Source organism: Pseudomonas sp. NFR02, assembly GCF_900119375.1.
GTDB lineage: Bacteria > Pseudomonadota > Gammaproteobacteria > Pseudomonadales > Pseudomonadaceae > Aquipseudomonas > Aquipseudomonas paracarnis.
The window spans coordinates 111032-125364 of sequence record NZ_FPJJ01000002.1 but is presented as its reverse complement, the minus strand read 5'-3'; the positions used below and the strand labels follow the sequence as shown (position 1 = coordinate 125364).

The window sequence follows — 14333 nt, the reverse complement described above, 5'->3', positions numbered from 1 at the left end:
GACCAGTATGCCGCGTTCCACCCTGCGGTTGCGATCACTTGCCGCGATTGAGTTGCCGCAGGTCGCCCACCACGGCGGCCAGTGCACGTTCGAACAGCGGGCCATCATTCAAGGTATGCAGGGCGCCCTGCTTGAACGCCAAGGCTAACTGGCCCGCGCTTTTCTCCAGCACCTTAAGACCCGCTTGGCTGACAAAAATATAGGTATCGGCGGGCGGCATGATTGCGGTCAACTTGCAGCGCAGGTTACCGGCTTCATTTTGCAGCAACGCTACCCAGTCACCGACGCGCAACTGCTGGGCCTTGAGCAGGTCGGGGTCATCAGGGGGCAGTGGTTCGTCGGCAGCCGGCGGGCCAGCCCACAGGGCAAAAGGCTCACGGACTTCAACCAGCGCCTCACTGTCGAGCGGCTCAACATGCATGGCCTGCAACCGCAGGAAGAACTCGCGGGTACTGAAAGGATCGAACGCCGCATCGGCCAACCCACTACGCAATGCCTTGAGCAGCCCGGGTAATTGCTCGAGCAAACGCCGGCCCGCTTCGGTGTCTTCACGCAGGCCGACGCTCCAGACCAATTCATCCAGGGTGCGCAGCGCCGTCTGCCACTGCAGCGAGTGTTCACCGTGCTTGAGAACGGCCACTAACAGCACCTGGCTCCAGGCCTGCTGTACAAATTGCAGCACCGATTGCGGCAAGGTTTCGCCCACGAGCCGTCGATTGAGCACGTGCGCCACACGCTGGCGCGCCACCTTGATATGCAGATGCTCTTGCTCGACGTCACGGGTATATCGCTCAAGGCGTTCGCTGCGCTTGCGCTCTTGGGCTATGAATTCGCTGAAGGTGGTGAGTAACTGGGAGAAAATCGTCGGGTCTTCGACGAACTCATTCAGCAAGCGCTGTACGAGTTGCTCGATACACAGGTAGAGGTTGTCCCGTGTGTGGTCATGGGGCGAACTCCAGCCGATGACGGCGCTCGCGATATCATTGAGCAAGCGCCGCGCGGGATGCTCCGCGCAACTGAACAGACTTTTGTCCAGCACCGCCACTTTCAGCAGCGGGATCTGCAAGCGAGCGATCAGCGCCTTGAAAGCGTCCGGCACACTGCTGTCATCGAGCATGAACTCGAACAGCATGGCGACCAGATTGATCACATCTTCGTCTGCTTCTTCTAACACCCGCGACTTGCCACTTTTGACACTGACCCGGGTGAGCAGCTGTTCCAGCTGGTTGCGCAGGTCGAAATCGTCCTCGCACTCCGGCTCCGGTACATATTGCTGCAGATGCGACAGCAGACGCAGCAGATCGCGGCTGACAACAGGTTGCGGTTCGGCGCTGGCTTCAAGGGTCGGGGCCACGCTGCCACGCACGGCTACCAGCAACTTCTGCAAGGCACTGAACGCTTGCTGGCCGCTTTTATCCAGCGGCGGGTCGGCCATCGCCTGGCCGGTGCAATGCTGGTGCTCCCGGGCCGCACGTCCGCCGGCTCGACGGGATGGGAGCGCCTTGAGTTCCGGCAATACGCCAGTGGCGATCAGTAATTGGTTGGCCTCGCCATACAACAAGTCTGCGTCACTGAGCACGTATTTCTCAAATAGCTTGAGCATGACCAGCTTGACGCGGATTTCCACCCCCAGGCTGCGCCCTGCTTGCAGGAAAAACTCGCACAACCGCGCCGGGCCCAATGGGTTTTCAGGATCGTCCAGGCGCCTGCCGAGCAATGCACTTACGCGCGCGTTCAACTGCCCCAGCGCCAAACCATCACGGTGATGCACACGACCGAGCATCGCCTCCAGGGCCACGGCTTTTTCCACGTCATCGGCGCCAGTGCCGGGGACCTCCTCATAAGACACCACCGGCACCAGGTGTGCCCCGCTGCACCGGGCCTGGCCAAGGTTGGCGAACGCCACGAACAGCTGCTCCATGAACACGCGCTCGAAGTTCTTGCGCTTGAGGCGCAGGTCGCGCATGGCCTCGAAAAAAATATGATGGTCGACGGTGCTACGGGCCTTTTCGGCCATTTCGAACAGGGTGTCGTCGGCGTTATCGAACAGTTCCTGCAAGCCTTGCTGCAGCTGTTGCGCAGCCTTGTCACGCACCTGCAGCAACACCACCGGCAGGCGCGCGAGCGGCGATGGCGTGGCCTGCGCCCTGTTGATAGGCACCACCTTCCCGTCATTGTGCATCCTGGCCTCCTGAAACGGCGGTTTTGAGAGGTGGAGAGACGGAGCGCAGGCCCGGCAGGCACTGCAAATACCCGATCACCACCAAGACGTCAAAGCTATGACGCCAATTGCAAGGCGCGAGATTATCTTGCAAACGAGGGCAGTTGCGCCAGCACACTCTGACTTTGTGCGGTAAATGAGTGGCGAGCCTGGGTTAGAACGCACGCTGGCCCTATAATCGAGGCACTTTGTTTGTGGAGCCTGTTATGCCGAACCTCCGTCTTGCCGACCTCACCGCCGAAATCGAAGCCAACGTGCGCCGCGCACTGCTGGAAGACATCGGCAGTGGTGACATCACCGCGCAGTTGATCCCGGCCGAACGGCTGGCCAAGGCCACGATCATTACCCGTGAGGCGGCTGTTATCGCCGGCACGGCGTGGGTGGACGCAGTGTTTCGTCAACTGGACCCTCGGGTTGCCGTGCACTGGCAGGTGGCTGACGGTGAACGGGTGAGCCCCAACCAGGCGTTGTTCCACCTTGAGGGCCCTGCCCGCTCGCTGCTCAGTGGTGAACGTTGCTCGTTGAATTTTCTGCAATTGCTGTCAGGGGTTGCCACCCGTGCGCAATTTTTGGCGGACTTTGTCGCCAGCACCCAGGTCAAGCTGCTGGACACCCGCAAGACATTGCCCGGCCTGCGTTTGGCGCAGAAGTATGCGGTGACCTGCGGCGGTTGCCACAACCACCGCATCGGGCTGTATGACGCGTTCCTGATCAAGGAAAACCATATCGCCGCCTGCGGTGGTATTGCCCAAGCAATCACCGCCGCCCACAAGATCGCGCCGGGCAAGCCCGTGGAAATCGAAGTGGAAAACCTGGAGGAGTTGCGTGAAGCCCTGTCGGCGGGTGCCGACATCATCATGCTGGATGAACTGAGCCTGGACGACATGCGCGAAGCCGTGCGCCTGAACGCCGGCAAGGCCAAACTGGAAGCCAGCGGCGGGATCAATGAAACCACCTTGCTGCCTATCGCTGAAACCGGCGTGGACTACATCTCCATCGGTGCGATGACCAAGGATGTGAAGGCGGTGGACCTGTCGATGCGCCTCAGTATCTGAAAGATGCCGTAACTGTAGGAGCGAGCAAGCTCGCTCCTACAGGCTGCTTTTAAACTACAAGATTATTCATCTCGCAGTACTCTTCCCAATCGACACCCAGCACCTCGGCCGCCTCTTTGTGCAAGGCCAACCGCGCAGCTTCGAACTCTTGTGGTGTCGAGGTGTACTTGAGGGTCAGCTCCCAAGGCTGGTAGCCCTGACTCTCGGCCTCATCTTCGAATGCCCACTGAATCTGGTCGCGCTGATCGTCGGCACTCAGGTCCTTGATCTCTTCTTTAAGCTGCGGCGTGTCCTCAAGGTAGTGCTTGAGTGCTTGTTCGTGCCGAGCGGCCTGGGTCATTTCGGTCGTGGTCATATTGTTCTCTTAGATCGAGGAATGGGAATGCATCTGGGTCTTCAAGGTTGCGCAGTTACAAAAGAGCGGGCGCAAATGCCCGGCTCACCTGGCCTTCAGAACCATTCTGGGATCATCTGAAAACATTGCCGTTGAAACAGTGGTGCCTGTGGTGCCCGAGACAGGAATCGAACCTGCGACCTTCGCGTTACGAGTGCGCTGCTCTACCGGCTGAGCTACACGGGCGGTGGGCTAAAGCTAGCACTGCATTGGGCATGCAGCAACTTGCTCGCTCACCGCCCGGCGACTGTCACGCGCCGTTGGCGCCGCAGCCCTTGGCAGCGTACTGCGGCTCTACCGTGGTGGCACAGCTCCAGCCGGTGGTGGCGCTGCGGGTCAAGGTGATGGTCTTGCCGAGCACGGGCGCGGGTGCATCGAGGATTTCACAACGCAGGGTGCCTGCGCCCGAGGCCACATCGCCTGTCACCTCGATCGCGCAGTTGGCGGTAGGGCTGGTGCCCCCGATGAGGGAAAGGGTCGGCGTGGTGCCCTGGTTGATGACGTCCTCATAGCCGGCCTTTAACGCGCTGATTTCAGCCAACCCCGCGGTGAACTTGGCCTTGGCCTGGTGCTTGGTGTACATGGGCAGGCCAATGGTGGCCAAAATGCCGATGATTGCCACGACGATCAATAACTCGATCAAGGTAAAACCTTTTTGACGCATCTCTTTCACTCTCCAGAATAGAACCATGACAAGGCACGTCCTGCGCCCCGTAGTGTGCAACGGCGCCAGTGTACTCATCCCCACGCAGTCCATCGCCTGCGAGACGCACAATCTGACATTTTATCGCCTAGCGCCAGCCTGTCCGAATCCGCCGCCTGACTAAGCTATAAATTCTTCACGACCTGGGTGCGTCAACCTCACATGAACGACACGTCGACAATTTATGCCTGGGAAGGCATCAACCGCAAAGGGCGCCGGGTGTCCGGGCAAATCGCCGGCCATAACCTTGCGCTGATCAAGCTGCAACTGCGCCAGCAAGGGATCTGCCCTGAGCGTGTGCGCAAGAAATCTTATGGTTTACACATCTTCAAGACGCGAATAACGCCTGCAGATATCGCCTTGTTCACTCGCCAGTTGGCCACCTTGCTCAAAGCCGGCATCCCGCTGCTGCACGCCTTCGACATCATCAGCGAAGGCGTCGAAAACCCACAGCTGCGCGAACTGGTCAAGGCGTTGAAACAGCATATTGCCAGCGGCCACCCGTTGGCCGCTGCCCTGCGTCAATATCCCCGCCACTTCGATGAGCTGTACTGCAATCTGGTGGCGGCTGGCGAAATGGCCGGCGCCCTGGAAACCCTGCTGGAGCGCGTGGCGATTCATTTGGAAAAAAGCCAACGGCTCAAAACCAGGATCAAGAAAGCCATGACCTACCCTTTCGCGGTACTGGTAATTGCCACAGGGGTGAGCACAGTGCTGTTGATCCATGTGGTGCCGCAATTCCAGAACTTGTTCGCCGGGGTCAACGGCCAATTGCCGGGGTTTACCCTGGGGGTCATCGCGCTGTCGGAACTGCTGCAACAGGCGTGGTGGATGCTGGGGCTGGGTGTGGGCGCGGCGCTGGTTGCGGGGCGCCACGCCTACCGTACTTACCCGGGGTTTCGCCATTGGTGGGCAGCAGGTTTGTTGAAAGTGCCCATGGCAGGCAAACTGCTGCACAAATCTGCGGTCGCCCGCTACGCTCGTACACTTTCCACCACCTTTGCGGCGGGCGTCCCTCTGGTACAGGCATTGGGTTCGGTGGCCGGCGCCGTCGGCAATGGCCCCTTCAAACAGGCAATCGAACGTATGCGCCACGATGTATCCACAGGCATGCAGTTGAATCAATCGATGCATAACAGCGGCCTGTTCCCAGGCATGGCGATCCAGATGACCGCAATCGGGGAAGAGTCCGGCACCCTGGACCGCATGCTGGAAAAAGTCGCGAACCACTACGAGTCAGACGTGGATACCTTGGTCGACAACCTCACCAGCCTGATGGAGCCGCTGATCATGGTCGTATTGGGAGGGATTGTCGGCGCGCTGGTAGTGGCCATGTACCTGCCGGTGTTCCAATTGGGGACGGCATTTTGAGCCTGCTGCTGAGCGAACATCCCTGGGCGTTTGTTGGCCTGGCGCTGGTGTTGGGCCTGATCGTCGGTAGCTTCCTCAATGTGCTGGCGTGGCGCCTGCCCAAAATGCTCGAGCGGGAATGGCGTGCCCAGGCCCATGAGATTCTCGACTTGCCAGCCGAGCCCGGTGGGCCGGCCTATAACCTGATGCGTCCGAACTCCTGCTGCCCGCGCTGCAATCAACCGATTCGGCCTTGGGAAAATATCCCGGTGCTCAGCTACCTGTTGCTCCGGGGGCATTGTGCCCACTGCCGTGAGCCCATCGGCCTGCGTTACCCCCTCACCGAACTCGCGTGCGCGCTGATCTCAACCGCTGTCGCCTGGCACTTCGGCTTCGGCTGGCAAGCCGGCGCGGTGATGCTGTTGAGTTGGGGCTTGCTGGGCATGAGCCTGATTGATCTGGACCACCAACTGCTGCCGGATGTGCTGGTGCTGCCGCTGCTATGGCTGGGGCTGATCCTCAACAGTGCTGACCTGTTGACGCCACTGCCCGATGCAGTGTGGGGCGCGGTTATCGGCTACATGAGCTTGTGGTGCCTGTTCTGGCTGTTCAAGCTGGCCACCGGCAGAGACGGCATGGGCCATGGCGACTTCAAGTTATTGGCCTTGCTGGGAGCCTGGGGCGGCTGGCAGATTCTGCCGATGACCCTGCTGATGGCCTCGCTGCTGGGCGTGCTTGCCGGGCTGATCCTGCTGCGTTTGCGTAAGGCCCAGGTGTCAGCGCCGATGCCGTTTGGCCCCTGCCTGGCAATTGCCGGCTGGATTGCATTGCTCTGGGGTGGTCAAATAACCGACTTCTATTTGCAGTCTGTCGGTTTCAGATGACCACTTCTGTTGCAACACCCTGGATTCTTGGGCTCACGGGCGGCATTGGCAGCGGCAAAAGTGCTGCGGCCGAGCACTTTATCAAGCTGGGCATCGACCTGGTGGATGCCGATCACGCCGCGCGCTGGGTGGTCGAGCCTGGCCGCCCGGCCCTGGCACGCATCGCCGAACACTTCGGCAGCGACGTGCTGCAAGCCGACGGCCAACTGGACCGTGCCGCGCTGCGCAAACTGATCTTTGAGGTCCCGCAAGAGCGCCTGTGGCTGGAAGCCTTGCTGCACCCGCTGATCGCCGAGGAAATTCGCAGCCACCTGGCACGCGCCCAATCGCCCTACGCGATCCTGGTGTCGCCGCTGCTGATCGAGTCCGGGCAGTACAGCATGACCCAGCGCATCCTGGTGATCGACGTGCCGCAATCACTGCAGATTCAGCGTACCCTGCAGCGCGACGGCATCAGCGAACAACAGGTGCAGGCGATTCTCAAGGCCCAGTCCAGCCGCGAAGACCGCCTGAACCATGCCGATGACGTGCTGGTCAACGATAAGGACCTCGCCTGGCTGCACGGCGAGGTCGAGCGACTGCACCACTTTTACCTTACTTTGCGTGGAGGCCGATCATGAGCCAACCCCTGACCGTCGACTGCCCAACCTGCGGTGCACCCGTGGAATGGAAAGCGACCAACCTCAACCGACCGTTCTGCTCGGACCGTTGCAAGCTTATAGACCTGGGCGCCTGGGCCGCTGAAGAACACAAGATTCCCGTGGCCCTTGACGCCGAAGATGAACTGTTTTCCGAAGACCTGCCGCCACGCCACTAAGGGCGCATAAAGGCATATTCCTGCTGGTCGTCGAGGTTCTCTGCAAGGTATTGCAACTCGTCGGCCAGGTCTTCAAAACTGCGTACACCCTTGCTTTGCTGCACGACCGCACTGAGCATGGCCCGCAAGGTCAAGCCGGGGTCAAAACCGATTTCCTGCGCTGCATCCTGGCTTCTGCGCAACTCCTGCCGTGCCCACTCGTACACACTCATTGTCCGTGCTCCTGAAAATTTTGCAGAGCATGGACCCGCGCCGCGGCCTGGCATTTGACCTGGATCAACGCCGCGAATCGTCGTCCTTCCACGGCGCCGAGAGGTAGCGAGTGCGGTTGAACGTCTCCAGCCATTCCGGGCAAAACACCACCAGCGCGCTGATGACCATGCCGTTGATAAAGGCTTCGGGAAAGATGATCAGCCACAGGTAACCGACAAAATCTTCCAACCACTCAGGCATCGCAAAAAGACCGTCGAACCACAACAAGCCCAAGCCGGCCAACAGGCATAGCAATGCCGAGAGGGCGGCAGCAAAAAAGCCCGAACAGAAGATATACACAAAGGGGTTTCGCGGCTGCGCCCGCTCTACAAACAGCGCGCACCCTTCGGTAACCAGCACCGGCAGCACGATCAGCAGCAGGCCATTGACGCCAAGCGCGGCCAGATCCTGGCGCCCCAACAGCATCAAGCCAAGCTGGGCGGCAAAGCCACCGACGATTGCCAGCGGCCAATCCAGCAGCAAGGTCACGGCGGTCATGCCGATAAAGTGGTAGGACACGCCGGTATCGAAATCCCGTCGCACCAGCCACAGCATGAACAGCGCGAACACCGTGCCGAACAGCAAGTGCTGGCGCCGACGGTCGGCAAACAACTCCACCCATGGCGAGCGCAGCATCGCCCACATCAACACGGGCGCATACACCAGCCAGCCGAGGCCGAGCGTCTGGGGTGCCAGAACCGCTGCACTGATCACGGATGCTCTGCCTTTACCAAAAACCTCATCACACACCTCGTCCCTGGGCCTGCTCCACATCAGCATTCTACACCCGCGTTTTTAAGGCAAGACTTCCTGTGGTCATCATTTGAACGCTAAGCTGCGACTATGGATGACTCAGATTATTTGCGCCTGCTCACCGTAGCAGCCGAACAAGCCAATGCGTTTCTGTCCAATGCCCGCAAGTGGGAGCGTGAGCGTTGGGTCTGCCAGCGCCTGCTGCAAGGCTTGAACGTGCCCTACCGCGTCGAAGAGTTTCACGCTGCGGGCCAGGAGCCGCCCGACGTGTTGTTTCGCGACGCCAGCTTCGAGGTCTTTTTTGTGCTGGACGAGGGCCGTCGCCTGAACGACGAGTGGCGCGATGAGTTGCTGCGCAGGCGCAGTGCTTTCTCCTTGAGCCAACTGGTACGGCGCGAAGCCAAGCCACGGCGCATTCCGGCCCATGAATTCCTGCTGCGCCTGGCCCCCACACTGCGTAAAAAAGCCCACAACTACAAAGAACGCGGCATGGACCTGGGGGAGTTGGACCTCATTGCGTTTACCAGCCTCAAACGCGAAGTGCTGGACCTCAACAGCCATTTTCCGCCGCCGACCGAATACCTGCGCCAAGGCTGGCGCTCGCTGTCACTGGTGGGGCCAACCTTTGCCAGGGTGCTGTTTGCACATCCCGACGCGCCGGACTTCTTGCGCAACAACCTGGGCCGCAGCATAGTGTTTGATGTCGGCATCAGCCTTTGATGCCCCTGGCTGTAACGTGGCGCCCCTTTGCAACGTCTACCTGACGAGGCCTTTATGACCAGCCGCCTGAAACCCGATGACCAAGAGCGTGTCGAAGAGTACCTGCGACTTACCCAGCACAGAGTCGAGCGCAAGCCTTTCCGGCCGTGGCTGCTCCTCTGCGTGGTGCTGGTCGTGGTAATCGGGCTCGGTGCGCTGAGCCGCCTATTGAGTTACCTGACGCTATGAGCCGCCTGGCGCTCGCGAAGGTAACTGCTCCGATTTCTTTTAGCCTTGCGAGATATCCCCATGACCCATCGTATTATTATCGTCGGCGGCGGTGCCGGCGGCCTGGAGTTGGCTACCCGCCTGGGTAAGACTCTGGGCAAGCGTGGCAAGGCCAGCATCACGCTGGTCGACACCAACCTGACCCACATCTGGAAGCCGTTACTGCACGAAGTGGCGGCCGGCTCACTGAACTCCTCTGAAGACGAACTCAACTATGTTGCCCAGGCGAAATGGAACCACTTCGAGTTCCAGCTAGGGCGCATGAGCGGGCTTGACCGTGAGCAGAAAAAAATCCAGCTGGCCGCAACCCTCGACGAAGAAGGCCGCGAACTGGTGCCTGCCCGCGTGCTGGGCTATGACAGCCTGGTGATTGCGGTAGGCAGCACTACCAACGACTTCGGCACTGAGGGCGCAGCGCAACATTGCCTGTTCCTCGATACCCGCAAGCAGGCCGAGCGCTTCCATCAGCAACTGCTCAACCACTACCTGCGCGCCCATGCCGGGCAGACCGACGCCGTTGAACAGATCAGCGTCGCCATCGTGGGCGCCGGTGCCACCGGGGTCGAGCTGGCCGCCGAGCTGCATAACGCTGCCCATGAGCTGGCTGCCTATGGCCTGGACCGTATCAAGCCGGAAAACATGCATATCACCCTGATCGAAGCCGGCCCGCGGGTATTGCCTGCACTGCCGGAGCGGATCGGTGGGCCAGTGCACAAGACCCTGGAGAAACTAGGGGTGACGGTACTGACCAACTCGGCGGTCAGTGAAGTAACTGCCGACGCCTTGATCACCAGCAGCGGCCAGGTGATTCCGGCCAGCCTCAAGGTCTGGGCGGCCGGTATCCGCGCCCCCGGTTTCCTCAAGGACATCGACGGCCTGGAAACCAACCGCATCAACCAGCTGCAAGTCCTGCAAACCCTGCAAACAACCCGCGACGAAAATATCTTCGCCTTTGGTGATTGCGCCGCCTGCCCGCAGCCGGGCACCGACCGCAATGTACCGCCACGGGCCCAAGCGGCTCACCAACAGGCCTCATTGCTCGCCAAGTCGCTGAAGCTACGAATCGAAGGCAAGGAGCTGCCGACCTACAAGTACACCGACTACGGCTCGCTGATCTCGCTGTCGCGCTTTTCCGCGGTGGGTAACCTGATGGGCAATCTGACGGGCAGTGTGATGCTGGAAGGCTGGCTGGCGCGGATGTTCTACGTGTCGCTGTACCGCATGCACCAGATGGCGCTATATGGGTTCTTCCGCACGGCGATGCTGATGCTGGGCAGCAAGATCGGCCGCGGCACCGAGCCACGCCTTAAATTGCACTAACAACCTGGTCTCGAAGGAGGCCTGGCAAATGTGCGGGCTTGCTCGCGAATGCGCTGTGTCAGTCAGTACATTTTTGACTGAACCACCGCATTCGCGAGCAAGCCCGCTCCCACTTTATTTTGCGGTGAATTCAGAATTTGCGAGCACAAAAAAAATCCCCGTATCTTTCGATACGAGGATTTTTAATATGGTCGGGGTAGGGGGATTCGAACTCCCGACATCCTGCTCCCAAAGCAGGCGCGCTACCGGACTGCGCTATACCCCGGTAATAAAAAGGCGACCTTTCAGTCGCCTTCTCCGATCAGCGCTTTTGGCCTCTGATCTTAAGATTCGATTCCAGCGTTAACTGGTCTCAAAAATGGTGGGTCGTGTGGGATTCGAACCTACGACCAATTGGTTAAAAGCCAACTGCTCTACCAACTGAGCTAACGACCCAAATATGGTCGGGGTAGGGGGATTCGAACTCCCGACATCCTGCTCCCAAAGCAGGCGCGCTACCGGACTGCGCTATACCCCGGTTTGAAATTGGCTCCGTGACCAGGACTCGAACCTGGGACCCAATGATTAACAGTCATTTGCTCTACCGACTGAGCTATCACGGAACTACATATTTCAAAGTTACTGCTGTGTTGCTTCCTCTTCGACCCTGTCCGTATCGCTACGTTAGCGTCTCTGAGGCGCGCTATTCTACAATCTTAAAAACCCCTGTCAACCCTTTAAATTGCTTTTAAGACAATGATTTGCGCTTCTTTCTGATTTCTTCTTGGGGAGAAGAAACCCGTGGGCTGACGTTGCTGCGGGGCGCACTTTACAAGCCTTTGCCTTACAGTTCAACGCCCTATCGAAAAAAAAGGCCCCGCAATGCGGGGCCTTCTCTGGTTGCGCCAAGCGCAGGCCTTAATGGAAGACGATTTCGTCGTCTTTCACCGTCGCCGTGACGCGGGTGCCAGGCATAAAGCTGCCCGACAGGATCAGCTGCGCCAGTGGGTTCTCGATCCAGCGCTGGATCGCACGTTTGAGTGGCCGTGCGCCATACACTGGGTCGTAACCGACCGCGATCAGCTTGTCCAACGCTTCGCTGCTCAACTCCAGGTCCAACTCGCGCTCAGCCAGACGGCTACGCAGGCGGCCCAACTGAATTTCGGTAATGCCCGCGATCTGATCCCGCGCCAGAGGCTCGAAGATCACCACTTCGTCGACCCGGTTGATGAATTCCGGACGGAAGTGCGTGGTCAACGCATCCATCACCGCCGCACGCTGGGCTTCACGATCACCCACCAATTCCTGGATCTGAGCCGAGCCCAGGTTGGAGGTCATCACGATCACCGTATTGCGGAAGTCCACCGTGCGCCCGTGGCTGTCCGTCAAGCGACCATCTTCCAACACCTGCAGCAAGATGTTGAACACATCCGGGTGCGCCTTCTCGACCTCATCCAGCAGGATCACCGAGTAAGGCTTGCGCCGTACGGCTTCGGTCAGATAACCGCCCTCTTCGTAACCCACATAGCCTGGTGGCGCACCGATCAGACGAGCCACCGAGTGTTTCTCCATGAATTCGGACATATCGATCCGCACCATGGCCTCTTCAGTATCAAAGAGGAACTCGGCCAGGGCCTTGCACAACTCGGTCTTACCCACACCGGTTGGGCCGAGGAACATGAACGAGCCGCTTGGACGGTTCGGGTCGGACAAACCTGCCCGGGAACGCCGTACCGCGTTGGACACCGCCACCACTGCCTCTTCCTGGCCGATGACGCGCTGATGCAACAGGCTTTCCATCTTCAGCAACTTGTCGCGCTCGCCTTCGAGCATCTTCGACACGGGAATACCGGTCCACTTGGAGACCACTTCGGCAATTTCTTCCTCGGTCACCTTGCTGCGCAGCAACTGGTTCTCAGGCTTGCCGTGCTGGTCAACCATCTGCAGGCTGCGCTCCAGGTCCGGGATCACCCCGTACTGCAACTCGGCCATGCGGTTCAGGTCGCCTTTACGGCGCGCCGCTTCGAGTTCCTGACGGGACTGCTCGATCTTTTGCTGGATCTGCGCCGAACCCTGTACTTCGGCTTTTTCCGAGGTCCAGATTTCTTCGAGGTCCGAATACTCGCGTTCCAGGCGAACAATTTCTTCCTGGAGTTTTTCCAGACGCTTCTTGGCCGCTTCGTCTTCTTCTTTCTTCAGCGCCTGGGATTCGACTTTCAGTTGAATCAGGCGCCGATCCAGGCGATCAAGCACTTCCGGCTTGGAATCGATCTCCATACGGATGCGGCTGGCCGCTTCGTCGATCAGGTCGATAGCCTTGTCCGGCAACTGACGATCAGTGATATAGCGGTGGCTCAACTTGGCCGCCGCGATGATCGCACCGTCGGTAATAGCCACCTTATGGTGGACCTCATAGCGCTCTTTCAGGCCCCGCAGGATCGCGATGGTGTCTTCTTCGCTGGGTTCTTCCACCAGAACTTTCTGGAAGCGACGCTCAAGGGCTGCGTCCTTTTCGATGTACTGACGGTATTCGTTAAGCGTAGTTGCACCGACGCAGTGCAACTCACCCCGCGCCAAGGCGGGCTTGAGCATATTGCCGGCGTCCATGGAGCCTTCGCCTTTACCGGCGCCGACCATGGTGTGCAATTCGTCGATAAACAGAATGATCTGCCCTTCCTGCTTCGACAATTCGTTAAGCAAGGATTTCAAGCGCTCTTCGAACTCACCCCGGAACTTGGCTCCGGCAATCAGCGAGCCCATATCCAGAGACAGCAGGCGCTTGCCTTTGAGGCCGTCCGGCACTTCACCATTAATGATGCGCTGAGCCAGGCCCTCGGCAATCGCGGTTTTACCCACGCCAGGTTCACCGATCAACACCGGGTTGTTCTTGGTGCGACGTTGCAATACCTGAATGGTGCGACGGATTTCGTCGTCACGGCCAATCACCGGGTCCAGCTTGCCTTCTTCGGCACGCTTGGTCAGGTCGACGGTGTATTTGTCCAGGGCCTGGCGCGACTCCTCGTGGTTGGGGTCGTTCACCGCTTCGCCGCCACGCAGGTTGTTGATGGCGTTTTCCAGGGCCTTTTTGCTCACGCCCTGGCCCAGCAACAACTTGCCGAGTTTGCTGTTGTCGTCCATGGCGGCGAGCAGCACCAGTTCGCTGGAGATGAACTGGTCACCTTTCTGCTGGGCCAGGCGGTCGGCCTGGTTGAGCAGGCGCGCCAGATCCTGGGACATATTCACGTCACCGGTGGGATTCTGGATTTTCGGCAGTTGGTCGAGCTCTTTGCTCAACTCCTTGCGCAGGCTGTTAACGTCAAAGCCCACCTGCATCAGCAAGGGTTTGATAGAACCACCTTGCTGTTCCAGGAGTGCCTGCATCAAGTGCGCAGGCTCAATGGCCGGGTGGTCGAGGCCCACCGCCAAGGATTGAGAGTCGGACAAGGCCAACTGTAATTTGCTGGTTAAACGATCAATACGCATTAGTCACCTTCCTTTTGAGCAGGCCGGAGCTATGAACAAACACATCCTGAATGAAGAAACCTGCCAGATACCCTTATAGATGGGGTGGATTCTGGGCGTTTCAAGCGGCGGACGGTTGATACAGATCAGGACAGT

Annotated in this window: 14 protein-coding genes and 5 tRNA genes; 8 read left to right on the top strand and 11 right to left on the bottom strand. The window is 59.3% G+C overall.

Translation table 11 applies throughout. From position 1 onward, the window contains the following. Positions 1 to 34: 34 nt before the first annotated feature. The gene (locus tag BT199_RS06330) at positions 35 to 2182 is read right to left on the bottom strand and encodes a DUF1631 domain-containing protein (RefSeq protein ID WP_072434165.1); all 2148 of its coding nucleotides are present in this window, start codon (positions 2180 to 2182) and stop codon (positions 35 to 37) included. Positions 2183 to 2427: 245 nt separating this feature from the next. Here BT199_RS06330 and nadC point away from each other — a divergent pair, with 245 nt between their 5' ends. Beyond that, the gene (gene nadC, locus BT199_RS06325) at positions 2428 to 3276 is read left to right on the top strand and encodes a carboxylating nicotinate-nucleotide diphosphorylase (RefSeq protein WP_072434164.1); all 849 of its coding nucleotides are present in this window, start codon (positions 2428 to 2430) and stop codon (positions 3274 to 3276) included. 49 nt (positions 3277 to 3325) lie between these two features. Here the strand turns inward: nadC and BT199_RS06320 are convergent, their stop codons facing one another. The 3 genes from BT199_RS06320 to BT199_RS06310 form a co-directional block, all read right to left on the bottom strand. Beyond that, the gene (locus BT199_RS06320; RefSeq protein WP_014716875.1) at positions 3326 to 3631 is read right to left on the bottom strand and encodes a DUF6388 family protein; all 306 of its coding nucleotides are present in this window, start codon (positions 3629 to 3631) and stop codon (positions 3326 to 3328) included. A 149-nt stretch (positions 3632 to 3780) separates the two neighbouring features. Next, positions 3781 to 3856 (bottom strand) — tRNA-Thr (locus BT199_RS06315). A gap of 64 nt (positions 3857 to 3920) precedes the next feature. Then, positions 3921 to 4334, bottom strand: coding sequence for a pilin (locus BT199_RS06310; RefSeq protein WP_014716874.1), 414 nt, complete (start codon positions 4332 to 4334; stop codon positions 3921 to 3923). 201 nt (positions 4335 to 4535) lie between these two features. Here BT199_RS06310 and BT199_RS06305 point away from each other — a divergent pair, with 201 nt between their 5' ends. From BT199_RS06305 to yacG, 4 genes are read left to right on the top strand one after another with little or no spacing between them, the layout of a single operon-like run. Next, positions 4536 to 5744: a type II secretion system F family protein gene (locus BT199_RS06305; protein WP_020301292.1), complete on the top strand. Its 1209-nt coding sequence runs from the start codon at positions 4536 to 4538 to the stop codon at positions 5742 to 5744. Further along, positions 5741 to 6607 (top strand): prepilin peptidase, encoded by an 867-nt coding sequence (locus BT199_RS06300; protein ID WP_020301293.1) that lies wholly within the window; start codon positions 5741 to 5743, stop codon positions 6605 to 6607. Before BT199_RS06305 ends, BT199_RS06300 begins: the two co-directional genes overlap by 4 nt. Continuing rightward, the gene (gene coaE, locus BT199_RS06295; RefSeq protein ID WP_032903992.1) at positions 6604 to 7227 is read left to right on the top strand and encodes a dephospho-CoA kinase; all 624 of its coding nucleotides are present in this window, start codon (positions 6604 to 6606) and stop codon (positions 7225 to 7227) included. Before BT199_RS06300 ends, coaE begins: the two co-directional genes overlap by 4 nt. Then, on the top strand, positions 7224 to 7424 hold the full coding sequence (gene yacG / locus BT199_RS06290) for a DNA gyrase inhibitor YacG (protein ID WP_072434163.1): 201 nt from the start codon (positions 7224 to 7226) through the stop codon (positions 7422 to 7424). Before coaE ends, yacG begins: the two co-directional genes overlap by 4 nt. Here the strand turns inward: yacG and BT199_RS06285 are convergent. Together BT199_RS06285 and BT199_RS06280 are read right to left on the bottom strand one after the other, a co-directional pair. Continuing rightward, positions 7421 to 7636: a hypothetical protein gene (locus BT199_RS06285; RefSeq protein ID WP_003171680.1), complete on the bottom strand. Its 216-nt coding sequence runs from the start codon at positions 7634 to 7636 to the stop codon at positions 7421 to 7423. The two genes, yacG and BT199_RS06285, sit on opposite strands and share 4 nt — an antisense overlap. Before the next feature lie 64 nt (positions 7637 to 7700). Beyond that, complete coding sequence (locus tag BT199_RS06280; protein ID WP_038448869.1) at positions 7701 to 8390, bottom strand: energy-coupling factor ABC transporter permease; 690 nt, start codon at positions 8388 to 8390, stop codon at positions 7701 to 7703. 129 nt (positions 8391 to 8519) lie between these two features. Between BT199_RS06280 and BT199_RS06275 the strand changes: the two genes are divergently transcribed. From BT199_RS06275 to BT199_RS06265, 3 genes are read left to right on the top strand one after another with little or no spacing between them, the layout of a single operon-like run. After that, positions 8520 to 9149: a DUF1780 domain-containing protein gene (locus tag BT199_RS06275; RefSeq protein ID WP_003188431.1), complete on the top strand. Its 630-nt coding sequence runs from the start codon at positions 8520 to 8522 to the stop codon at positions 9147 to 9149. A 54-nt stretch (positions 9150 to 9203) separates the two neighbouring features. After that, positions 9204 to 9377, top strand: coding sequence for a DUF3094 family protein (locus BT199_RS06270; RefSeq protein ID WP_014716869.1), 174 nt, complete (start codon positions 9204 to 9206; stop codon positions 9375 to 9377). A gap of 60 nt (positions 9378 to 9437) precedes the next feature. After that, positions 9438 to 10736 (top strand): NAD(P)/FAD-dependent oxidoreductase, encoded by a 1299-nt coding sequence (locus BT199_RS06265; protein WP_014716868.1) that lies wholly within the window; start codon positions 9438 to 9440, stop codon positions 10734 to 10736. 188 nt (positions 10737 to 10924) lie between these two features. Here the strand turns inward: BT199_RS06265 and BT199_RS06260 are convergent. The 5 genes from BT199_RS06260 to clpB all read right to left on the bottom strand — a co-directional run bounded on the left by BT199_RS06260 (position 10925) and on the right by clpB (position 14198). Next, positions 10925 to 11001: transfer RNA gene (locus BT199_RS06260), tRNA-Pro, on the bottom strand. Between the two features lie 94 nt (positions 11002 to 11095). Continuing rightward, positions 11096 to 11171: transfer RNA gene (locus BT199_RS06255), tRNA-Lys, on the bottom strand. A gap of 5 nt (positions 11172 to 11176) precedes the next feature. Next, positions 11177 to 11253: transfer RNA gene (locus tag BT199_RS06250), tRNA-Pro, on the bottom strand. Positions 11254 to 11262: 9 nt separating this feature from the next. Further along, positions 11263 to 11338 (bottom strand) — tRNA-Asn (locus BT199_RS06245). Positions 11339 to 11633: 295 nt separating this feature from the next. Continuing rightward, the gene (gene clpB, locus BT199_RS06240) at positions 11634 to 14198 is read right to left on the bottom strand and encodes an ATP-dependent chaperone ClpB (RefSeq protein WP_014716867.1); all 2565 of its coding nucleotides are present in this window, start codon (positions 14196 to 14198) and stop codon (positions 11634 to 11636) included. Positions 14199 to 14333: the final 135 nt, after the last annotated feature.